The sequence below is a fragment of the Massilia puerhi genome (genome assembly GCF_009861485.1).
On the sequence record NZ_WOFW01000001.1, the window covers coordinates 414948 to 429210 of the forward strand.

10 protein-coding genes are annotated in these 14263 nt (G+C 65.3%); 4 read left to right on the forward strand and 6 right to left on the reverse strand.

The features are described 5' to 3' along the window. Positions 1-6 precede the first annotated feature (6 nt). From GNT67_RS01855 to GNT67_RS01865, 3 genes are all read right to left on the reverse strand, one after another. Positions 7-1644 carry a TldD/PmbA family protein gene (locus tag GNT67_RS01855; protein WP_159628028.1) on the reverse strand — a complete coding sequence of 546 codons (1638 nt, stop codon included), beginning with the start codon at positions 1642-1644 and terminating at the stop codon, positions 7-9. Positions 1645-1714: 70 nt separating this feature from the next. Next, on the reverse strand, positions 1715-3049 hold the full coding sequence (locus GNT67_RS01860) for a TldD/PmbA family protein (protein ID WP_159628030.1): 1335 nt from the start codon (positions 3047-3049) through the stop codon (positions 1715-1717). 9 nt (positions 3050-3058) lie between these two features. Further along, complete coding sequence (locus GNT67_RS01865) at positions 3059-4693, reverse strand: TldD/PmbA family protein (protein WP_159628032.1); 1635 nt, start codon at positions 4691-4693, stop codon at positions 3059-3061. A gap of 386 nt (positions 4694-5079) precedes the next feature. Here GNT67_RS01865 and GNT67_RS01870 point away from each other — a divergent pair, with 386 nt between their 5' ends. Both GNT67_RS01870 and GNT67_RS01875 read left to right on the forward strand, forming a co-directional pair. After that, positions 5080-5865, forward strand: coding sequence for a class I SAM-dependent methyltransferase (locus GNT67_RS01870; protein WP_159628034.1), 786 nt, complete (start codon positions 5080-5082; stop codon positions 5863-5865). Positions 5866-5986: 121 nt separating this feature from the next. After that, the gene (locus GNT67_RS01875) at positions 5987-7591 is read left to right on the forward strand and encodes a S1C family serine protease (RefSeq protein WP_159628036.1); all 1605 of its coding nucleotides are present in this window, start codon (positions 5987-5989) and stop codon (positions 7589-7591) included. Between the two features lie 48 nt (positions 7592-7639). Here the strand turns inward: GNT67_RS01875 and GNT67_RS01880 are convergent, their stop codons facing one another. Both GNT67_RS01880 and GNT67_RS01885 read right to left on the reverse strand, forming a co-directional pair. Next, entirely contained in the window at positions 7640-9244 is a 1605-nt protein-coding gene (locus tag GNT67_RS01880; protein ID WP_159628038.1) for a serine hydrolase, read from the reverse strand. A gap of 17 nt (positions 9245-9261) precedes the next feature. Next, positions 9262-11118 carry a M1 family metallopeptidase gene (locus GNT67_RS01885; protein ID WP_159628040.1) on the reverse strand — a complete coding sequence of 619 codons (1857 nt, stop codon included), beginning with the start codon at positions 11116-11118 and terminating at the stop codon, positions 9262-9264. 185 nt (positions 11119-11303) lie between these two features. Here GNT67_RS01885 and GNT67_RS01890 point away from each other — a divergent pair, with 185 nt between their 5' ends. Continuing rightward, a complete protein-coding gene (locus tag GNT67_RS01890; RefSeq protein WP_159628042.1) occupies positions 11304-11879 on the forward strand; it encodes a TMEM165/GDT1 family protein in 576 nt (191 codons plus the stop codon). On the opposite strand, the gene GNT67_RS01895 is transcribed toward GNT67_RS01890, so the two are convergent. Next, positions 11876-13489, reverse strand: coding sequence for a CehA/McbA family metallohydrolase (locus GNT67_RS01895; RefSeq protein ID WP_201447553.1), 1614 nt, complete (start codon positions 13487-13489; stop codon positions 11876-11878). The genes GNT67_RS01890 and GNT67_RS01895 overlap by 4 nt on opposite strands. 162 nt (positions 13490-13651) lie before the next feature. Here GNT67_RS01895 and GNT67_RS01900 point away from each other — a divergent pair, with 162 nt between their 5' ends. Then, a complete protein-coding gene (locus tag GNT67_RS01900) occupies positions 13652-14224 on the forward strand; it encodes a YdeI/OmpD-associated family protein (RefSeq protein ID WP_159628044.1) in 573 nt (190 codons plus the stop codon). Positions 14225-14263 lie beyond the last annotated feature (39 nt).

Below are 14263 nucleotides of genomic sequence, written 5' to 3' on the forward strand. Positions count from 1 at the left end.
GTCTCCTTATCCGATCTTGCGTGCGGTGTTGATGACGTTGATGCCGTTAAAGCGCGTGGTGCTCGATCCATGCGACACCGCGCTCACCTGGCTCGGCTGGCCCTTGCCGTCGAAGAAGGAGCCGCCCATGCGCCAGTCGCGCTCGTCGCAGATGGCCGAGCAGGCATTCCAGAATTCCTGGGTATTGGCCTGGTAGGCGACATCCTCGAGCGGGCCGGCGATCTTGCCGTTCTTGATCTCGTAGTACAGCGTGCCGCCGAACTGGAAGTTGTAGCGCTGCTGGTCGATCGAGTAGGAGCCGCGCCCCAGGATATAGATGCCCTTCTTGACGTCCTGGACCATCTCATCCGGCGTCAGGCGCGCCTTGCCCGGCTCCAGCGAGACGTTCGGCATGCGCTGGAATTGCACCGTGCTCCAGCTGTCGGCATACGAGCAGCCGTGCGATTCCTTCTCGCCGATGATGTGGGCCTGGTCGCGCGTGGCCTGGTAGTTGACCAGGATGCCGTCGCGGATGATGTCCCACTTCTTGGCGGCCACGCCTTCGTCGTCGTAGCCGATCAGGCCCAGCGAGCCTGGCGTGGTACGGTCCGCCACGAAGTTGACGCGCTCGGCGCCGTACTTGAATTTCTTGGTCTGCCACTTGTCCAGGCCCGCGAAGCTGGTGCCGGCGTAGTTGGCTTCGTAGCCGAGCACGCGGTCCAGTTCCGTCGGGTGGCCGACGTTTTCGTGGATGGTCAGGAACAGGTGTTCGGGCGAGAGCACCAGGTCGTACTTGCCCGGCTCGACCGACTTGGCCGTGAGCTTTTCGCGCGCCTGCTTGCCGGCCAGGCGCGCGTCTTCCACGATGTCGTAGGAACGGGTGTACAGGGTGGTCACGCCGCCGGCGGCGCGCACCTTGTCCGCCGCCTTGGCGTCGAAGTACTCATAGCCCATCGAGGCCGGGGCGCCCAGGCCGCCGCGCGAGCGGAACTTGCCGGTCTTCTGGTCGACCGCGGTGGCGTTGATCGGGGCCCACAGGCGGTGGATGTCCTGGTCGATATACGAACCGTCGGTCGAGGCGAAGTATTTTTGCTGGTTGATCTGGAACAGCGAGGCGGTCATGAAGTTCGCGCCCGCATCCAGGCCGGCCTTGTTGGCGGCGATCAGCATGTCGGCCTTTTCCTTGACCGGCAGGGTGCGCCAATCCTTGACGATCGGCGTGGCCCACGCCACTTCGCCGACGCCCTTGACCGGCGCCAGGCGCACCGGCTCGGTCTGGAGTTTGGCATTGGCCTTGGCGATGGCCACCGCCTGGCGCGCGGCCTGGGCGATGCCGTCCGGCGTCATGCTGTTGGTCGAGGCAAAACCATAGGCGCCGTTGGCGATTACGCGGATGCCCACGCCACTGGACTCGGTATTGTTGATGCTCTCGACGTTCAGGTCGCGCGTGATGATGAACTGGTTCAGGTAGCGGCCGATGCGCACGTCGCAGTACGAGGCGCCCGCTTGCGTGGCCGCGCCCATCGCGGTATCGGCCAGGACTTTCTTGGCGCTCGCCGCCAGCGGCTTGAGCAGGTCTTCGGCCGCGATCGCGTTGCCGAATACCGGAATGAGCATGGCGCCAGCAGTGCCGGCGCCAATTTGCAGGAATTTTCGACGTTCCATGTGTGTTATCCGTTTGCGTTTGCACGCCGCCCCGTGGATCGGAGACGGCGTGATGCAGGAAGGCGCGGGCTTAGACCGCGTCTGACAGCGACGTGAAGTTGAAATCGCGGATCTTCATCGACGGGATCAGCATCGAGTAGCGCGCTTCGTCGGCGCCGATCACGACCGGCTTGCCGATTTCCTCGATATTGTTCAGCATCGAGACCGGGCTTTCGTTGAAACGGAAGTTCTTGATCGGATGCTTGATCTTGCCGTTTTCAACGTAGAAGGTGCCGTCGCGGGTCAGGCCGGTCAGCAGCACCGATTGCGGATCCACCATGCGGATATACCAGGTGCGGGTCACCAGCACGCCCTTCTTGGTATTGGCGATCAGCTCTTCGGTGGTCTTGTTGGTGCCAGCCATGATGATATTGCCGGCCGCGCCCACCGCGCGCTGGTTCTTCTGCTGCGCCCAGAAGCGCGAGTAGTCCAGGGCATTGATCTTGCCGTCCTTGACCAGTTCGACGCGTTCGCGCGGCAGCATATTGTCGTCCCACGGCAGCACGGCGACATCCTTGTCCCACGGATCGGACCAGATATTGACCTGGCTGTCGAACAGCTTGTCGCCCAGGCGGTTCTTGCCGCCGGCCTTCGACAGGAAGCTGCGGCCTTCGTCGGCGCGGCGCGCGTCAAAACCGCCGAGCATGAACGACAGCAGGTCCGATGTCGCCGCCGGCTCCATGATGACGGTGTAGCGGCCCGGCTCGAGGGCCTTGGCGTCGACCGAGCGCAGTGCTTTTTCGATCGCGATCTCGGCCGCTTCGCGCGGGTCGAACTTTGACACATCGCGCGCCGAACGCTTGACCCAGCCCGAACCGCGGCCGTCTTCGGTGCGCACGGTCAGGGTGAAGTCGAGCGAGGTCGATGCCTGGTGGCCGAACAGGCCATTCGAGTTGGCGACGGTCTCGAAGCTGGTGCGGTCGGTGAAGAAGCCGGCCGAGACCAGGCCGCGCTTGCGGCAGCCTTCGATCGCGTAGGCCGCGGCCTGGGCGCGGTATTCCGGATCGATGTCGGCGGTCTTTTGCACGAAGGTGTCGGACGCCTTGTACGCGGTCTTGGCGATCGCCGGGATGAATTCCGGATTGTCCGGCGCCAGCTTGGCCAGGTCTTCGGCGCGGCGCACGGCGCGCTCGATCGACTTGTCGTCGAACTCGTTGATGGTGGCCGTGCCCTGCTTCTTGCCGAAGGCGACCTGCACCTGCACGCGGGTGTCGTCGGCCAGGCCGGCGGTCGAGACGGCGTTGCGCGCGAAACGGATATTGCCGATGGTGCTGCCTTCGATATTGACGACGCACTCGTCGGCCTTGGTCAGCGACATCACGCGGTCGCTGATCTTCTTGGTTTGGTCCTGGGTCAGGATGCTCATGGTCGTCCCTTAGCCGATCTTGCGGGCGGTGTTGATCACGTTGATGCCGTTGAAGCGCGCGGTCGACGAGCCGTGCGAGACGATGCTGATCTGCGGCGGCTGTCCCTTGCCGTCGAAGAAGGAGCCGCCCATGCGCCAGTCGCGCTCGTCGCATATGGCGCTGCAGCCGCCCCAGAATTCCTGGGTGTTCGACTGGTAGGCCACGTCTTCGAGCATCTGGCCGATCTTGCCGTCCTTGATCTCGAAGAACAGCTGGCCGCCGAACTGCGAGTTGTAGCGCTGCTGGTCGATCGAAAACGAACCGTCGCCGACGATATAGATGCCCTTCTTGATGCCCTTGACCATCTCGTCCGGCGTCAGGCGCGCCTTGCCCGGCGCGAGCGACACGTTCGGCATGCGCTGGAATTGCACGGTGTTCCAGCCGTCGGCGTACGAGCAGCCGTGCGACTCTTTCTCGCCGATGATGTGGGCCTGGTCGCGCGTGGCCTGGAAGTTGACCAGGATGCCGTCCTTGATGATGTCCCAGCGCTTGGACTTGACGCCTTCGTCGTCGTAGCCGATCGCGCCGAGCGAACCCGGGGTGGTCTTGTCGGCGTAGATGTTGACGATCGGGGCGCCGTACTTGAACGTCTTCGATTGCAGCTTGTCGAGCGTGGCGAAGCTGGTGCCGGCGTAGTTGGCCTCGTAGCCCAGCACGCGATCCAGTTCGGTCGGGTGGCCGACGTTCTCGTGGATGGTCAGCCACAGGTGTTCGGGCGAGAGCATCAGGTCGTACTTGCCCGGCTGGACCGACTTGGCGGTCAGCTTGCGCTTGGCGTCGCGGCCTGCGGCGCGCGCGTCTTCCACGATGTCGTAGCTGTCGGTGTACAGGGTGGCGACGCCGCCGGCGGCCTTGATCTTGTGCTCGGGGCGGGCGTCGAAGTATTCATAACCCTTGCCGACCGGGGAACTCAAGCCGTCGCGCGAGCGGAACTTGCCGGTGGCCTTGTCGACCGCGGTGGCCGACAGCGGCGCCCACAGGCGATGCACGTCCTGGTCGATGTACGAGCCATCGGTCGAGGCGAAGTATTTTTGCTGGTTCACCTGGAACAGCATCGAGCGCATGAAGTTGGCGCCGCCTTCCATGCCGGCCTTGTTGGCGGCGATCAGCATGTCGGTCTTCTCGGCGATCGGCACCGTGCGCCAGTCCTTGGTGTACGGCGTGCTCCACGATACGTCACCGACGCCCTTGACTGGTGCGAGCTGCACCGGTTCGGTCTGCAGCTTGGCGTTGGCTTTCGCGATCGCCACCGCCTGGCGCGCCGCGTTGGCGATGCCGTCGTTCGACATGTCCGAGGTGGCGGCAAAGCCGTAGGCGCCGTTCACGATCACGCGCACGCCGACGCCGGCCGACTCGGTATTGGCCACGTTCTCGACGTTCAGGTCGCGCGTGGTGATGAACTGGTTGAGGTAGCGACCGAGGCGCACGTCGGCGTAGCTGGCGCCGGCCTTGGTGGCGGCGTTGAGCGCGACGTCGGCCAGGGCCTTCTTGGCGGCGACGGGCATCGTGCTGGCCAGTTCCTCGGCAGCGATCGCGCGTCCGAAAGGCAGCAGCATCGATGCGGCGGCCAGGCTGCTGAGATTGAGAAAGGTACGGCGTTCCATGTGTTCTCCTGAAGGACCTACTCCGGGCAGCGGTTCCGCAAACAGCTCGGCGCCGCTCTTGTATGTACATCGCTTTTGTTGTGATTTCGCCTGTGTGACACGCGGCAAACCTCTCAACCATAGCAGTAACAGAACGTTTTGAATAGGCAATCTTTGTGCCACCTCAATGCACTAATCGGTGCCTGTGTTTGGCACTGTCCGACGGGTGTCCGCAAGATGTCCGGGTGTCCGCCGCGGACGCCCGGCGGACAGTCAATACAGGAGAAACGCGGCGCGCATATGCATATGCGAGGAACGCTTGACTGTCCGCCTTGCCTGTTCGATCATCTGCGCGATGGCGGCGGCGCCCTGGCCTGCCGTCCCACCTACCCTGGAGACTGAGCACGATGAAACGACTGATCCTGGCCGCGATGCTGGCCACCGGCATCGCCGGCGCCGCCCACGCCGACGACGCCCTCAAATCGGCCATCGCCGGCGAACACCGCGCCGCCGCCAACAAGGCGCGCGACACCTACCGCCACCCTTACGAAACCCTGACCTTCTTCGGCATCAAGCCGGGCATGAAGGTGATCGAGCTGTCGCCGGGCGGCGGCTGGTACACCGAGATCCTGGCGCCCTACCTGCGCGAGCAGGGCAAGCTGTATGGCGCCGTGCCCGACGCCGAGAGCCGCGGCGGCAAGGCCTTCCGCGAGCGCCTGGCGGCCAACGGCGCCGTGTACGACAAGGTGACCCCGGTCCTGTTCGCGCCGCCGACCAGCTTCGAGCTGGGCGCCCCGAACAGCGTCGACATGGTGGTCACTTTCCGCAACCTGCACAACTGGCTCGGCAACGGCGACGACGCCGTGCTGGCCGTGCTCAAGGAAGCGCACAAGGTCTTGAAGCCGGGCGGCGTGCTGGGCGTGGTCGAGCACCGCCTGCCGGCCAAAATGCAGCAGGACGCCAAGGCCTCGAGCGGCTACATGCATGAGGCATACGTGATCCGCATGGCCGAACGCGCCGGCTTCAAGCTGGCCGCCAAGTCGGAAATCAACGCCAATCCGAAGGACACCGCCGATCATGAAAAAGGCGTGTGGACGTTGCCGCCGGTGCTGGCCAACAAGGACAAGGACCGCGAAAAGTACCTGGCGATCGGCGAGAGCGACCGCATGACCCTGAAGTTCGTCAAGCAGTAAGCATCGCTCCTGGTCACGCAGGAAGGCAATGCCAGCCTGCGTGACGATCCACGTATTTCCTTTTGCGGCGGGCGTGTATATTCTCTCGGTCAAACTCCGAACCATGCCGCCGAAGGAAACCATGAACAATCTGCCGCTATTGCGCCTGGCCGCACTTGCATTCGCCCTCTCGGGACCCGTCCACGCCCAGGACGCCGTGCCGCCCGAGGTCCAGGCAGTGCCGGCGACCGTCCCCACGCCCACACCCGCGCCGCCACCCGTGGTCGTCGCCGCGGCCAAGAGCGCCGTGCCGGCCCCGGTGCTGCCCGCGGTCGAGAACTCGGTGGTCAAGATCTTCGCCACCGTCCGCCGTCCCGAACCCTACAAACCCTGGACCAAGGCGGCTCCCAGCCCGGTTACCGGTTCCGGCGTCATCATCGAAGGCAAGCGCATCCTGACCAATGCCCACGTGGTCGGCTATGCCAGCCAGGTCGAGGTGCAGGCCAACCAGTCGGGCGACAAGGTCGCGGCCAAGGTGATCGCGCTCGCCCGCGGCATCGACCTGGCCGTGCTCGAGCTGGAAGACCCGTCCTTCTTCGACAAGCGGCCACCGGTGCCGCGTGCGCCCGTGCTGCCCGACGTGCGCCAGCAGGTGTTCGCGTATGGCTATCCGGTTGGCGGCAACTCGCTGTCGACCACCACCGGCATCGTCTCGCGCGTGGAATTCGTCAACTACGGCGCCTTCAGCTCCGGCCTGCGAATCCAGATCGACGCCGCGATCAATCCCGGCAACAGCGGCGGACCGGTGGTGTCGGGCGACCGCATGGTCGGCCTGGCCTTCGCGGGCGCGCTCAATGCGCAGAGCATCGGCTACGTGATCCCGAACGAAGAGATCGAACTGTTCCTGCGCGACGTGGCCGATGGCCGCTACGACGGCAAGCCGCTGCTGCACGACAGCGTGCAGACGCTCGAGAATCCGGCGCTGCGCCAGTTCCTCAAGCTCGACCGCTCGGTCGAAGGCGCGGTGGTGCACCGGCCATATCAAACCGACGCCAGCTGGCCGCTCAAGGAATGGGATGTGATCACCCATATCGGCGAACACGCGATCGACAACCAGGCCATGGTCAAGCTGGGCTCGAACCTGCGCGTACGCTTCCAGTACCGGGTCCAGCAGGTGGCGAAGAACGGCAAGGTGCCGATGACGATCGTCCGCGCCGGCAAGACCATGAAAGTCGAGGTGCCGGCCACCGGTCCGCGCCCGCTGTTAATCTCGGACCTCGATGGCGGCTACCCGTCCTACTTCATCTACGGCCCGATGACCTTTTCGCGCGCCACCAGCGAATTCATGGGTTTTGTCGCCGGCAGCGCGCCGGGGATGAATGCCTACGCCTTCAACGCCAGCCCGCTGGTGACCCAGCGCGGCGATTCGCCGACGCCCGAGCGCGAAGAGCTGGTGGTGATCAGCGCGCCGTTCTTCCCGCACAAGCTGGTGAGCGGCTATAGCAACCGCTTCGGTTCGGTGATCGAGTCGGTCAACGGCCAGCACGTGCGCAGCCTGCGCCACATGGTCGAACTGCTGCGCGACCTGAAGGACGACCAACTGGTGCTGCGCTTCGACCAGCGCTATGGCGAAACCATGATTTTGCCGCGCAAGGCGATGCTGGATGCGACCGAGTCGATCCTGTCGGATAACGGCGTCAGGATGCAGGGATCGGAAGACATGATGAAGGTGTGGGAGCGCAAATAATCCCATTGTCCCCAATGAAAAACGCCCGCGGACATCGCGGGCGTTTTCTTATTTCGCCTTTTTCACCGGCGTGAACAACAGATCCTGGAAGTCGTAGCTGAAGTCCGTCTCCGTCGAAACCGGCTTCATGCGCAGCCGCTCGATCGAGCTGTCGTGGTCCAGCGAGAACGTCGCATAGGCGTCGGCGTTGAAGTTGCGCTCCTTCCAGCGCACGACGAAGGTATCGTGCTGGAAGTGCTCCATCTCCCCCGTCAGGTCGGGCGTGCGCGAGAACGACATCACCAGCTTGCTGCCCTGGCGCTTGATGATCGCCTTGCCATACCAGGCGTCCTCGTACTCGCCCTCGTAGTCGCGCAGCGCCAGCGATGGCTTGGAAGCCTTGGCGCGGCTGGTGGTTTCAGTCTTCAGGCGCGCCGCTTCCTTGTCCTGGGCCTCCTGGGCGACGGCGGCGATGCGGCCGATCCAGTCGGTTGGCGCCACGCCCAGGTACTGGTCCAGCAGGCGGTATTGCAGCGCATTGAGCGACGGGCCGCTCTCGGCGTTGGTGAAGATCGCGATGCCCAGCTTCGCTTCCGGCACCAGCAGCACGCGCGAATAGAAGCCCTGCAGCGCGCCACCGTGCATCGCCACCAGCTTGCCCTGGTAGTCGCGCAGCTGGAAGCCCAGGCCATAGGCGAAGAAGTTCGGTTTCGTCGCCGCCAGCGGCGGACGCGGCTCGTTGATCTTCATCGGCGTCTGCGCGGTCCACATCTCGCGCGCCTGTTTCTCGGACCACAGGCGCACTTCCTTGCCGCCGGCATCCGTTCCCACGCGGCCGTTATCGAGCAACACATTCATCCAGCGCGCGATGTCCTCGGCATTGGTGTTGATGCCCACCGCGCCGATCGCATTGGCCACCGGCATCGGCTTGACCACCGCGGCCTTGCCATCGATCTTGCTGTGCGGCGCCGACACGTTCATGCCCGGCTTGTGCTGGTCCAGGCTGGTGGTGGTGGCGCGCATGCCGACCGGATCGAGGATCCACTCGCGCATCGTCGCGCCCCAATCCTTGCCCGACTTCTGGGCGATGATCTTGCCGGCCACGATGTACAGCAGGTTGTCGTAGGCGTAGCTGTTACGAAAGCTCGTCGCCGGCTTGATGTAGCGTAGGTTGTGGATGATCTCGTCGGTGCTGAAGGTGGTGGTCGGCCACCACATCAGGTCACCGGCGCCCAGCCCCAGGCCGCTGCGGTGGGTCAGCAGGTCGCGCACCGTCATCTCGGCCGTCACGTACGCGTCGTACATGCGGAAATCCGGCAGGTGCTTGATGACCGGGTCGTCCCACGCCAGCTTGCCCTGGTCGACCAGCATCGCCAGGCCGGCCGCCGTGAAGGCTTTCGAGTTGGACGCGATCTCGAAGATGGTCTTGCCGTCGACCGGGGTCGCGTCGCCCAGCTTGCGTACGCCAAAGCCCTGGGTGACGACGACCTTGCCGTCCTTGACCACGGCGATCGCGATGCCGGGGACGTCGAAGGTTTTCAGCACGCGATCGACGTCGGCTTCCAGGTTGTAGGCTGGCGCCGCTGCCGCCGGCGCTGGCGCGGCGGCGGTTTGCGCGAGCGCTGCACCGGCCGCGCAAAACGCCAGCAGCAGGGCGCCGGCGATACGACGCATTGTCAAGTCCCGGATCATCATTGCTTGCCCATCGCTTTATCGACGCTCGACTGCGTCTCGGGGTGGTAACGCTCGCGCGCCTTTTTGTAGATGCCTTCGGCCCAGGCGCGGTCGTCCGGCTTCTCGCGCAGCGCGGCATACAGGGGCACCACGAACTTCTGGCGCCCCACGCTCATCAGGAAGGCTTCGAGCTGCGGACGCACGGCGCGGTAGCCGGCATGCACCGAGGCGCGGTAGAAGCGGAACGCCACCTCGTTGTTCTTCGTGTTGGCGAGGTCATAGACGCGGTCGAGTTCGGCCAGCTTGTTCGCATCGGCCTTGTTGTCGATATCGTTCAGGAACTTCATCCACTCGGCCGCATTCCACTGCTTGGCCTTCAACTGCTCGGTCGAGACGCTGCCCTTGATCCAGCCGTCGATCGACGCGTTCAGCTGCGCCAGGCGCTGCGACACGGCGCGCTGGCCACTGGCCGGGATGCCCGGACCGTAGATCCATTCATCGAGCTCGGCGTCGCTCATGATCTTTGGATTCTTGGCCAGCAGGTTGTTGCGCAGGTAGTCCAGGAACTGGTCGTTGGTCACGCTCTGGAAGGCGTGACCGTCGAACCAGCCGCGCAGGAAGGTGTCGAAAGCGGCGCGGCCGGCGCGCTGTTCGAGCGTGTGCAGGAACCAGGCGCCCTTCGGATAGGCCAGCGAGGTGTCAGGGTAATACTCGGCCGAGGTGTCGGGCTGGCGCGAGACCAGCGCCTGCTTGGCCGGCGGCAGGTCCTTGAGCATTTCCAGCGCCTCTTCCTGCTCCAGCTGCAGGTTCATGAGGGCGGTTTCCTTGCCGTAGATCTCTTCCAGGATGCGGGTCGTGACGTAGGTGGTGAAACCTTCGTTGAGCCACCAGTGCTTCCACGACGAATTGGTCACCAGGTTGCCCGACCAGCTGTGCGCCAGCTCGTGGGCGATCAGGTCGACCAGGCTGCGGTCGCCCGCGATCATGGTCGGGGTCAGGAAGGTCAGGCGCGGGTTTTCCATGCCGCCGATCGGGAACGACGGCGGCAGGATCAGCATGTCGTAACGCCCCCAGCGATACGGGCCGTACAGCTTCTCGGCCGCCTCGACCATCTTCTCGGTGTCGGCCAGCTCGTATTCGGCGGCCTTGATCCGCTGCGGCTCGGCGTAGACGCCGGTGCGCCCGCCGAGCGTGGCCGCTTCGAGCTCGCCGATGCCGATCGCCAGCAGGTAGGATGGAATCGGCTGCGGCATCGTGAACTTCCAGCCTTTCTCACCGGTGGCCTTCATGTCGTTATCGGCGCTCATCACCACGCGCAGGCCTTGCGGCGCCTCGATGCGCGCGCTGTAGGTGAAGCGCACCGCCGGCGTGTCCTGGATCGGCACCCACGAGCGGGCATTGATCGCCTGCGACTGGCTGAACATGAACGGGTACTTGCCCGACATGGTCTGCACCGGCTGCAGCCATTGCAGCGCGGTGGCGGTCGGCGCGGTGCGGTAGTGGATGCGCACCTTCTTCTGCTGGCCGGGCAGCTTGACGTGCAGCGGCTGGCCCTTCTCTTCATCGAACTTGCCGAGCGAGTAGTCGGCCTTGCGCCAGGCGCCCTTCGCGTCCTGGGCTTCGATCTTCGAGATCGTCAGCTCGCGCGTGTCCAGGTCGAGCGTGGTCGCCTTCTGGTCCAGCCAGTCGAGGGTCAGCTCGGCGTAGCCATCCAGGCTTTTCTTGTTGAAGTCGGCCTTCAGGTCCAGGTGCAGGGCGGTGGTCTTGACCTGGTCATACTTGGCGTAGCTGAGGGGATCGAGGGCGAAGGCGTAGGCGCTCCAGGCGCTCAGGAAAGCTGCGGTACTCGCGCGCAGCAGGGTGCTTTGGTTCATGGTCTCTCGCAGGGGAAGGTGTGCCCGGCAGGCCGGGGGCGCAAGCAGAATAGCATGCACGCCCGGCCAGCGAAAGCGCGCCGGCGCCACGTCCATACGCGATGAAACCACGCGCGCCCGGCCGAAAACAGGGCCGTCTCTGCTATGATCGCGCCCTTCCCGCCTCAGTCGCTTTCGCCTCCCCTATGGATGCCTTCCTCGTCTCGACCGGCATCGTGGGCCTCGCCGAGATCGGCGACAAGACCCAGTTGCTGGCCTTCCTGCTCGCCGCCCGCTTTCGCCGTCCGCTGCCGATCGTGCTCGGCATCCTGGTCGCAACAGTGGCCAACCACGCCTTCGCCGCCGCCGTCGGCGCGCTGGTCAGCGAACTGCTGGGCGCGGGCGTGATGCGCTGGGTGCTGGGCCTGTCCTTCCTGGCGATGGCCGCCTGGATCATGATCCCCGACGAGATCGACGCCGAGGAAGCGCAACTGGCCAAGTCCGGCGTGTTCCTGACCACCCTGATCGCCTTCTTTGTCGCCGAGATGGGCGACAAGACGCAGGTGGCCACCGTGGCGCTGGCCGCGCGCTACGAATCGATGGCGGCGATCGTCGCCGGCACCACCTTCGGCATGATGCTGGCCAACGTGCCGGCCGTGTACTTCGGCGAACGCATCGCCAACCGCGTGCCCTTGAAGCTGGTGCATGGCATCGCGGCGCTGATTTTCGCGGTGCTCGGCATCGCCACCCTGCTCGGCATGGGCGAAGGCCTCGGCTTCTAATCCGCCTCCTGCATCACCCACACCGGCGCCGACCACAACACATTGCCGTCGTCCTGGGTCACCTTCGCATAATAGAAGTGGGCGCCGGGCGATGGGATGAAGGTGGTCTCGGCCTGGTCCGACATCTGCGTGACCGTGCCCTTGCGGCCCGGGACGCCCTCCATGATCGCCACCGCGGCCGCCTTCCTGCCGCTCGCGCTGGCGAAGTTGGCCACCAGCGCCAGCGGCCCGCGATTGCTAAAACGCTCGCCCATCAGGCGGCCGTTGGCGGTCAATACCAGCTGCGAATCCTTGTCCATCGTCGCGAACACGCGGCGCGCCTTGAGCGCCTCGACGAAGCTGGCGCGACTCAAGGCCGTGCCGTTGGGCAGCAGCACGCCGGTGCGGTTGGTGAACGAAGCGCCCCAGTTGGCGCAGTGGTTATCCTGGTTGGTGCTGAAGGCCAGCCGATAACCCGCCTCGAGCAGGCGGTTGCAGGCGCCCTCGAAATTGCTGCGCCGGGTCTCGCTTTCGCTGACGTTGGTCGAGAACGCGGTGCTGTTCATGACCTCGCACAGCGCCATCGCCTCGCCGCCATCCTCGGTCCAGGCCAGCGGCACGCCATCGACCTGGAACTGGCCCGAGTGCGCCGGATGGTTGAACTGGCCCACCCAGCCGCGCGCGCGCATCAACGTGTACAGGGCGGCGTAGTCGCCGCGCGGCGTGCGCGTGTCGGCCATCAGCTCGCCCCTGGCGTTGGTCTCCCAGCCCAGCAACTCGTCGCTGTTGAAAATATTGATATGGCCACCGTTGTGGATGACGCCCCATTCCAGGCCATACACCGCGAGGAAACCGGGGTGCTTGCGCGAGAAGGCGGCGGCCGCGTCCAGGCCGGACCGGTACAAGGCCCTGGCCGCGGCCGGGTCGGCATCCGGTGCGCTGCCTTCCGAGCCGTCGTACATATGGTTGTGTTCCGAGGCGACCAGGATATCCAGGCCGCGCTGCCTGGCATAGGCAAAGGCGGCATCCGGGCCATGTGGCGCTTTCAGGGGCGGCTGGGAACCCTTGCACTCGGTGACGTCGGCGCCGCCGTCGCTGTGATTGGTCTGGCTGTGCAGGTTGCCGAGATAGACCGTATAGGGCAGCGCGCCCGGCGCCGGGGCGGCGGCCGGCGCGAAGGGTCGCGGCAGCGGCGCGAACGCCGGCATCGCAGGCGCTTGCGGCGCGCCGACCGCGATCTCCCATTCCTGTTCATGCATGTCGTGATCGTTGCCGCGCACCGCCGCATGCAGCCGGACCTTGTAGATGCCGGCCGGCGCCGCGGCGCGTCCCAGGCGGCCTGACCAGGGCACGGCGACCGTCATCGCCTCGCCCGTGAACGGCGCCGCGCCGCGCCAGCGCAGGGCGACACGCCCGCCGGGCTTGACCAGCTCCACCCGCCAGTCGACGGTGTCCGGGTGCGGCAGGCCGGGGTAGGCAAAGCCCAGGGTAAATGTGCGCCCCGGCGCCGCGCCCGACTGGAAAGGCGCGAGCAGGGTGGCTTCGAATTCCTGGTGTTCCGCAGGGGCGGCTTGCGCCACGCTGCAGCACAAGGACAGGGTCAGGAAGAGGGAATGGAATGCGGTTTTCATGATGCAATTTTTGCAACTTCATGCCGCATTCATATTGCGCGACCTCGCTACGAGATTGTCATTTTGATCACATGGTTTGATGAGTTTTAAAAAAGACAAGTTGCGGCGGGCACGGGTGCCGGTTAAGGTGGGCGGGCGCCTTCACCACCGGGAAATCCAGCGATGCCCAACCACGCCGCCGCACCCGTCTTCTTCGAGACCGCAGAGCACTTCCGTGCCTGGCTCGCCGCGCATGCCGGCAGCGCGACCGAACTGCTGGTGGGTTTTCACAAAGTGGGCAGCGGCCGGCCCTGCATGAGCTGGTCGGAGTCGGTCGACCAGGCCCTGTGCCACGGCTGGATCGACGGCGTGCGCCGACGCATCGACGACGCCAGCTACAGCATTCGCTTCACGCCACGCAAACCGGGGTCGATCTGGAGCGCGGTGAACATCGCCAAGATCGCGGTCCTGCGCGCAGAGGGCCGCTTGCTGCCGGCCGGCGAAGCGGCGTTCGCGCGCCGCTCGGAAGAACGTTCGCGCATCTATGCGCACGAGCGCGAGACGCCGGCCGAACTGGCCGCCGAAGACACGGCGTTGTTCCAGGCGCAGCCCGCGGCCTGGACCTATTTTTGCGCCTGCCCTCCCGGCTACCGCGCGACCGTGCTGCACTGGATCACCAGTGCGAAGAGGCAGGAGACCCGCAGCGCGCGCCTGGCGCGCCTGATCGAGGCCTGCGCTGCCGGCCAGCGCCTCTAGGGCAGTCAAGAATGTTTAGTAAACCGGCTAAACAGATGT

Excerpts from the sequence above, each read along its gene's own strand:
- GNT67_RS01855 (WP_159628028.1), bottom strand. The coding sequence starts at position 1,644 with ATGGAACGTCGAAAATTCCTGCAAATTGGCGCCGGCACTGCTGGCGCC.
- GNT67_RS01860 (WP_159628030.1), bottom strand. The coding sequence starts at position 3,049 with ATGAGCATCCTGACCCAGGACCAAACCAAGAAGATCAGCGACCGCGTG.
- GNT67_RS01865 (WP_159628032.1), bottom strand. The coding sequence starts at position 4,693 with ATGGAACGCCGTACCTTTCTCAATCTCAGCAGCCTGGCCGCCGCATCG.
- GNT67_RS01870 (WP_159628034.1), top strand. The coding sequence starts at position 5,080 with ATGAAACGACTGATCCTGGCCGCGATGCTGGCCACCGGCATCGCCGGC.
- GNT67_RS01875 (WP_159628036.1), top strand. The coding sequence starts at position 5,987 with ATGAACAATCTGCCGCTATTGCGCCTGGCCGCACTTGCATTCGCCCTC.
- GNT67_RS01880 (WP_159628038.1), bottom strand. The coding sequence starts at position 9,244 with ATGCGTCGTATCGCCGGCGCCCTGCTGCTGGCGTTTTGCGCGGCCGGT.
- GNT67_RS01885 (WP_159628040.1), bottom strand. The coding sequence starts at position 11,118 with ATGAACCAAAGCACCCTGCTGCGCGCGAGTACCGCAGCTTTCCTGAGC.
- GNT67_RS01890 (WP_159628042.1), top strand. The coding sequence starts at position 11,304 with ATGGATGCCTTCCTCGTCTCGACCGGCATCGTGGGCCTCGCCGAGATC.
- GNT67_RS01895 (WP_201447553.1), bottom strand. The coding sequence starts at position 13,489 with ATGAAAACCGCATTCCATTCCCTCTTCCTGACCCTGTCCTTGTGCTGC.
- GNT67_RS01900 (WP_159628044.1), top strand. The coding sequence starts at position 13,652 with ATGCCCAACCACGCCGCCGCACCCGTCTTCTTCGAGACCGCAGAGCAC.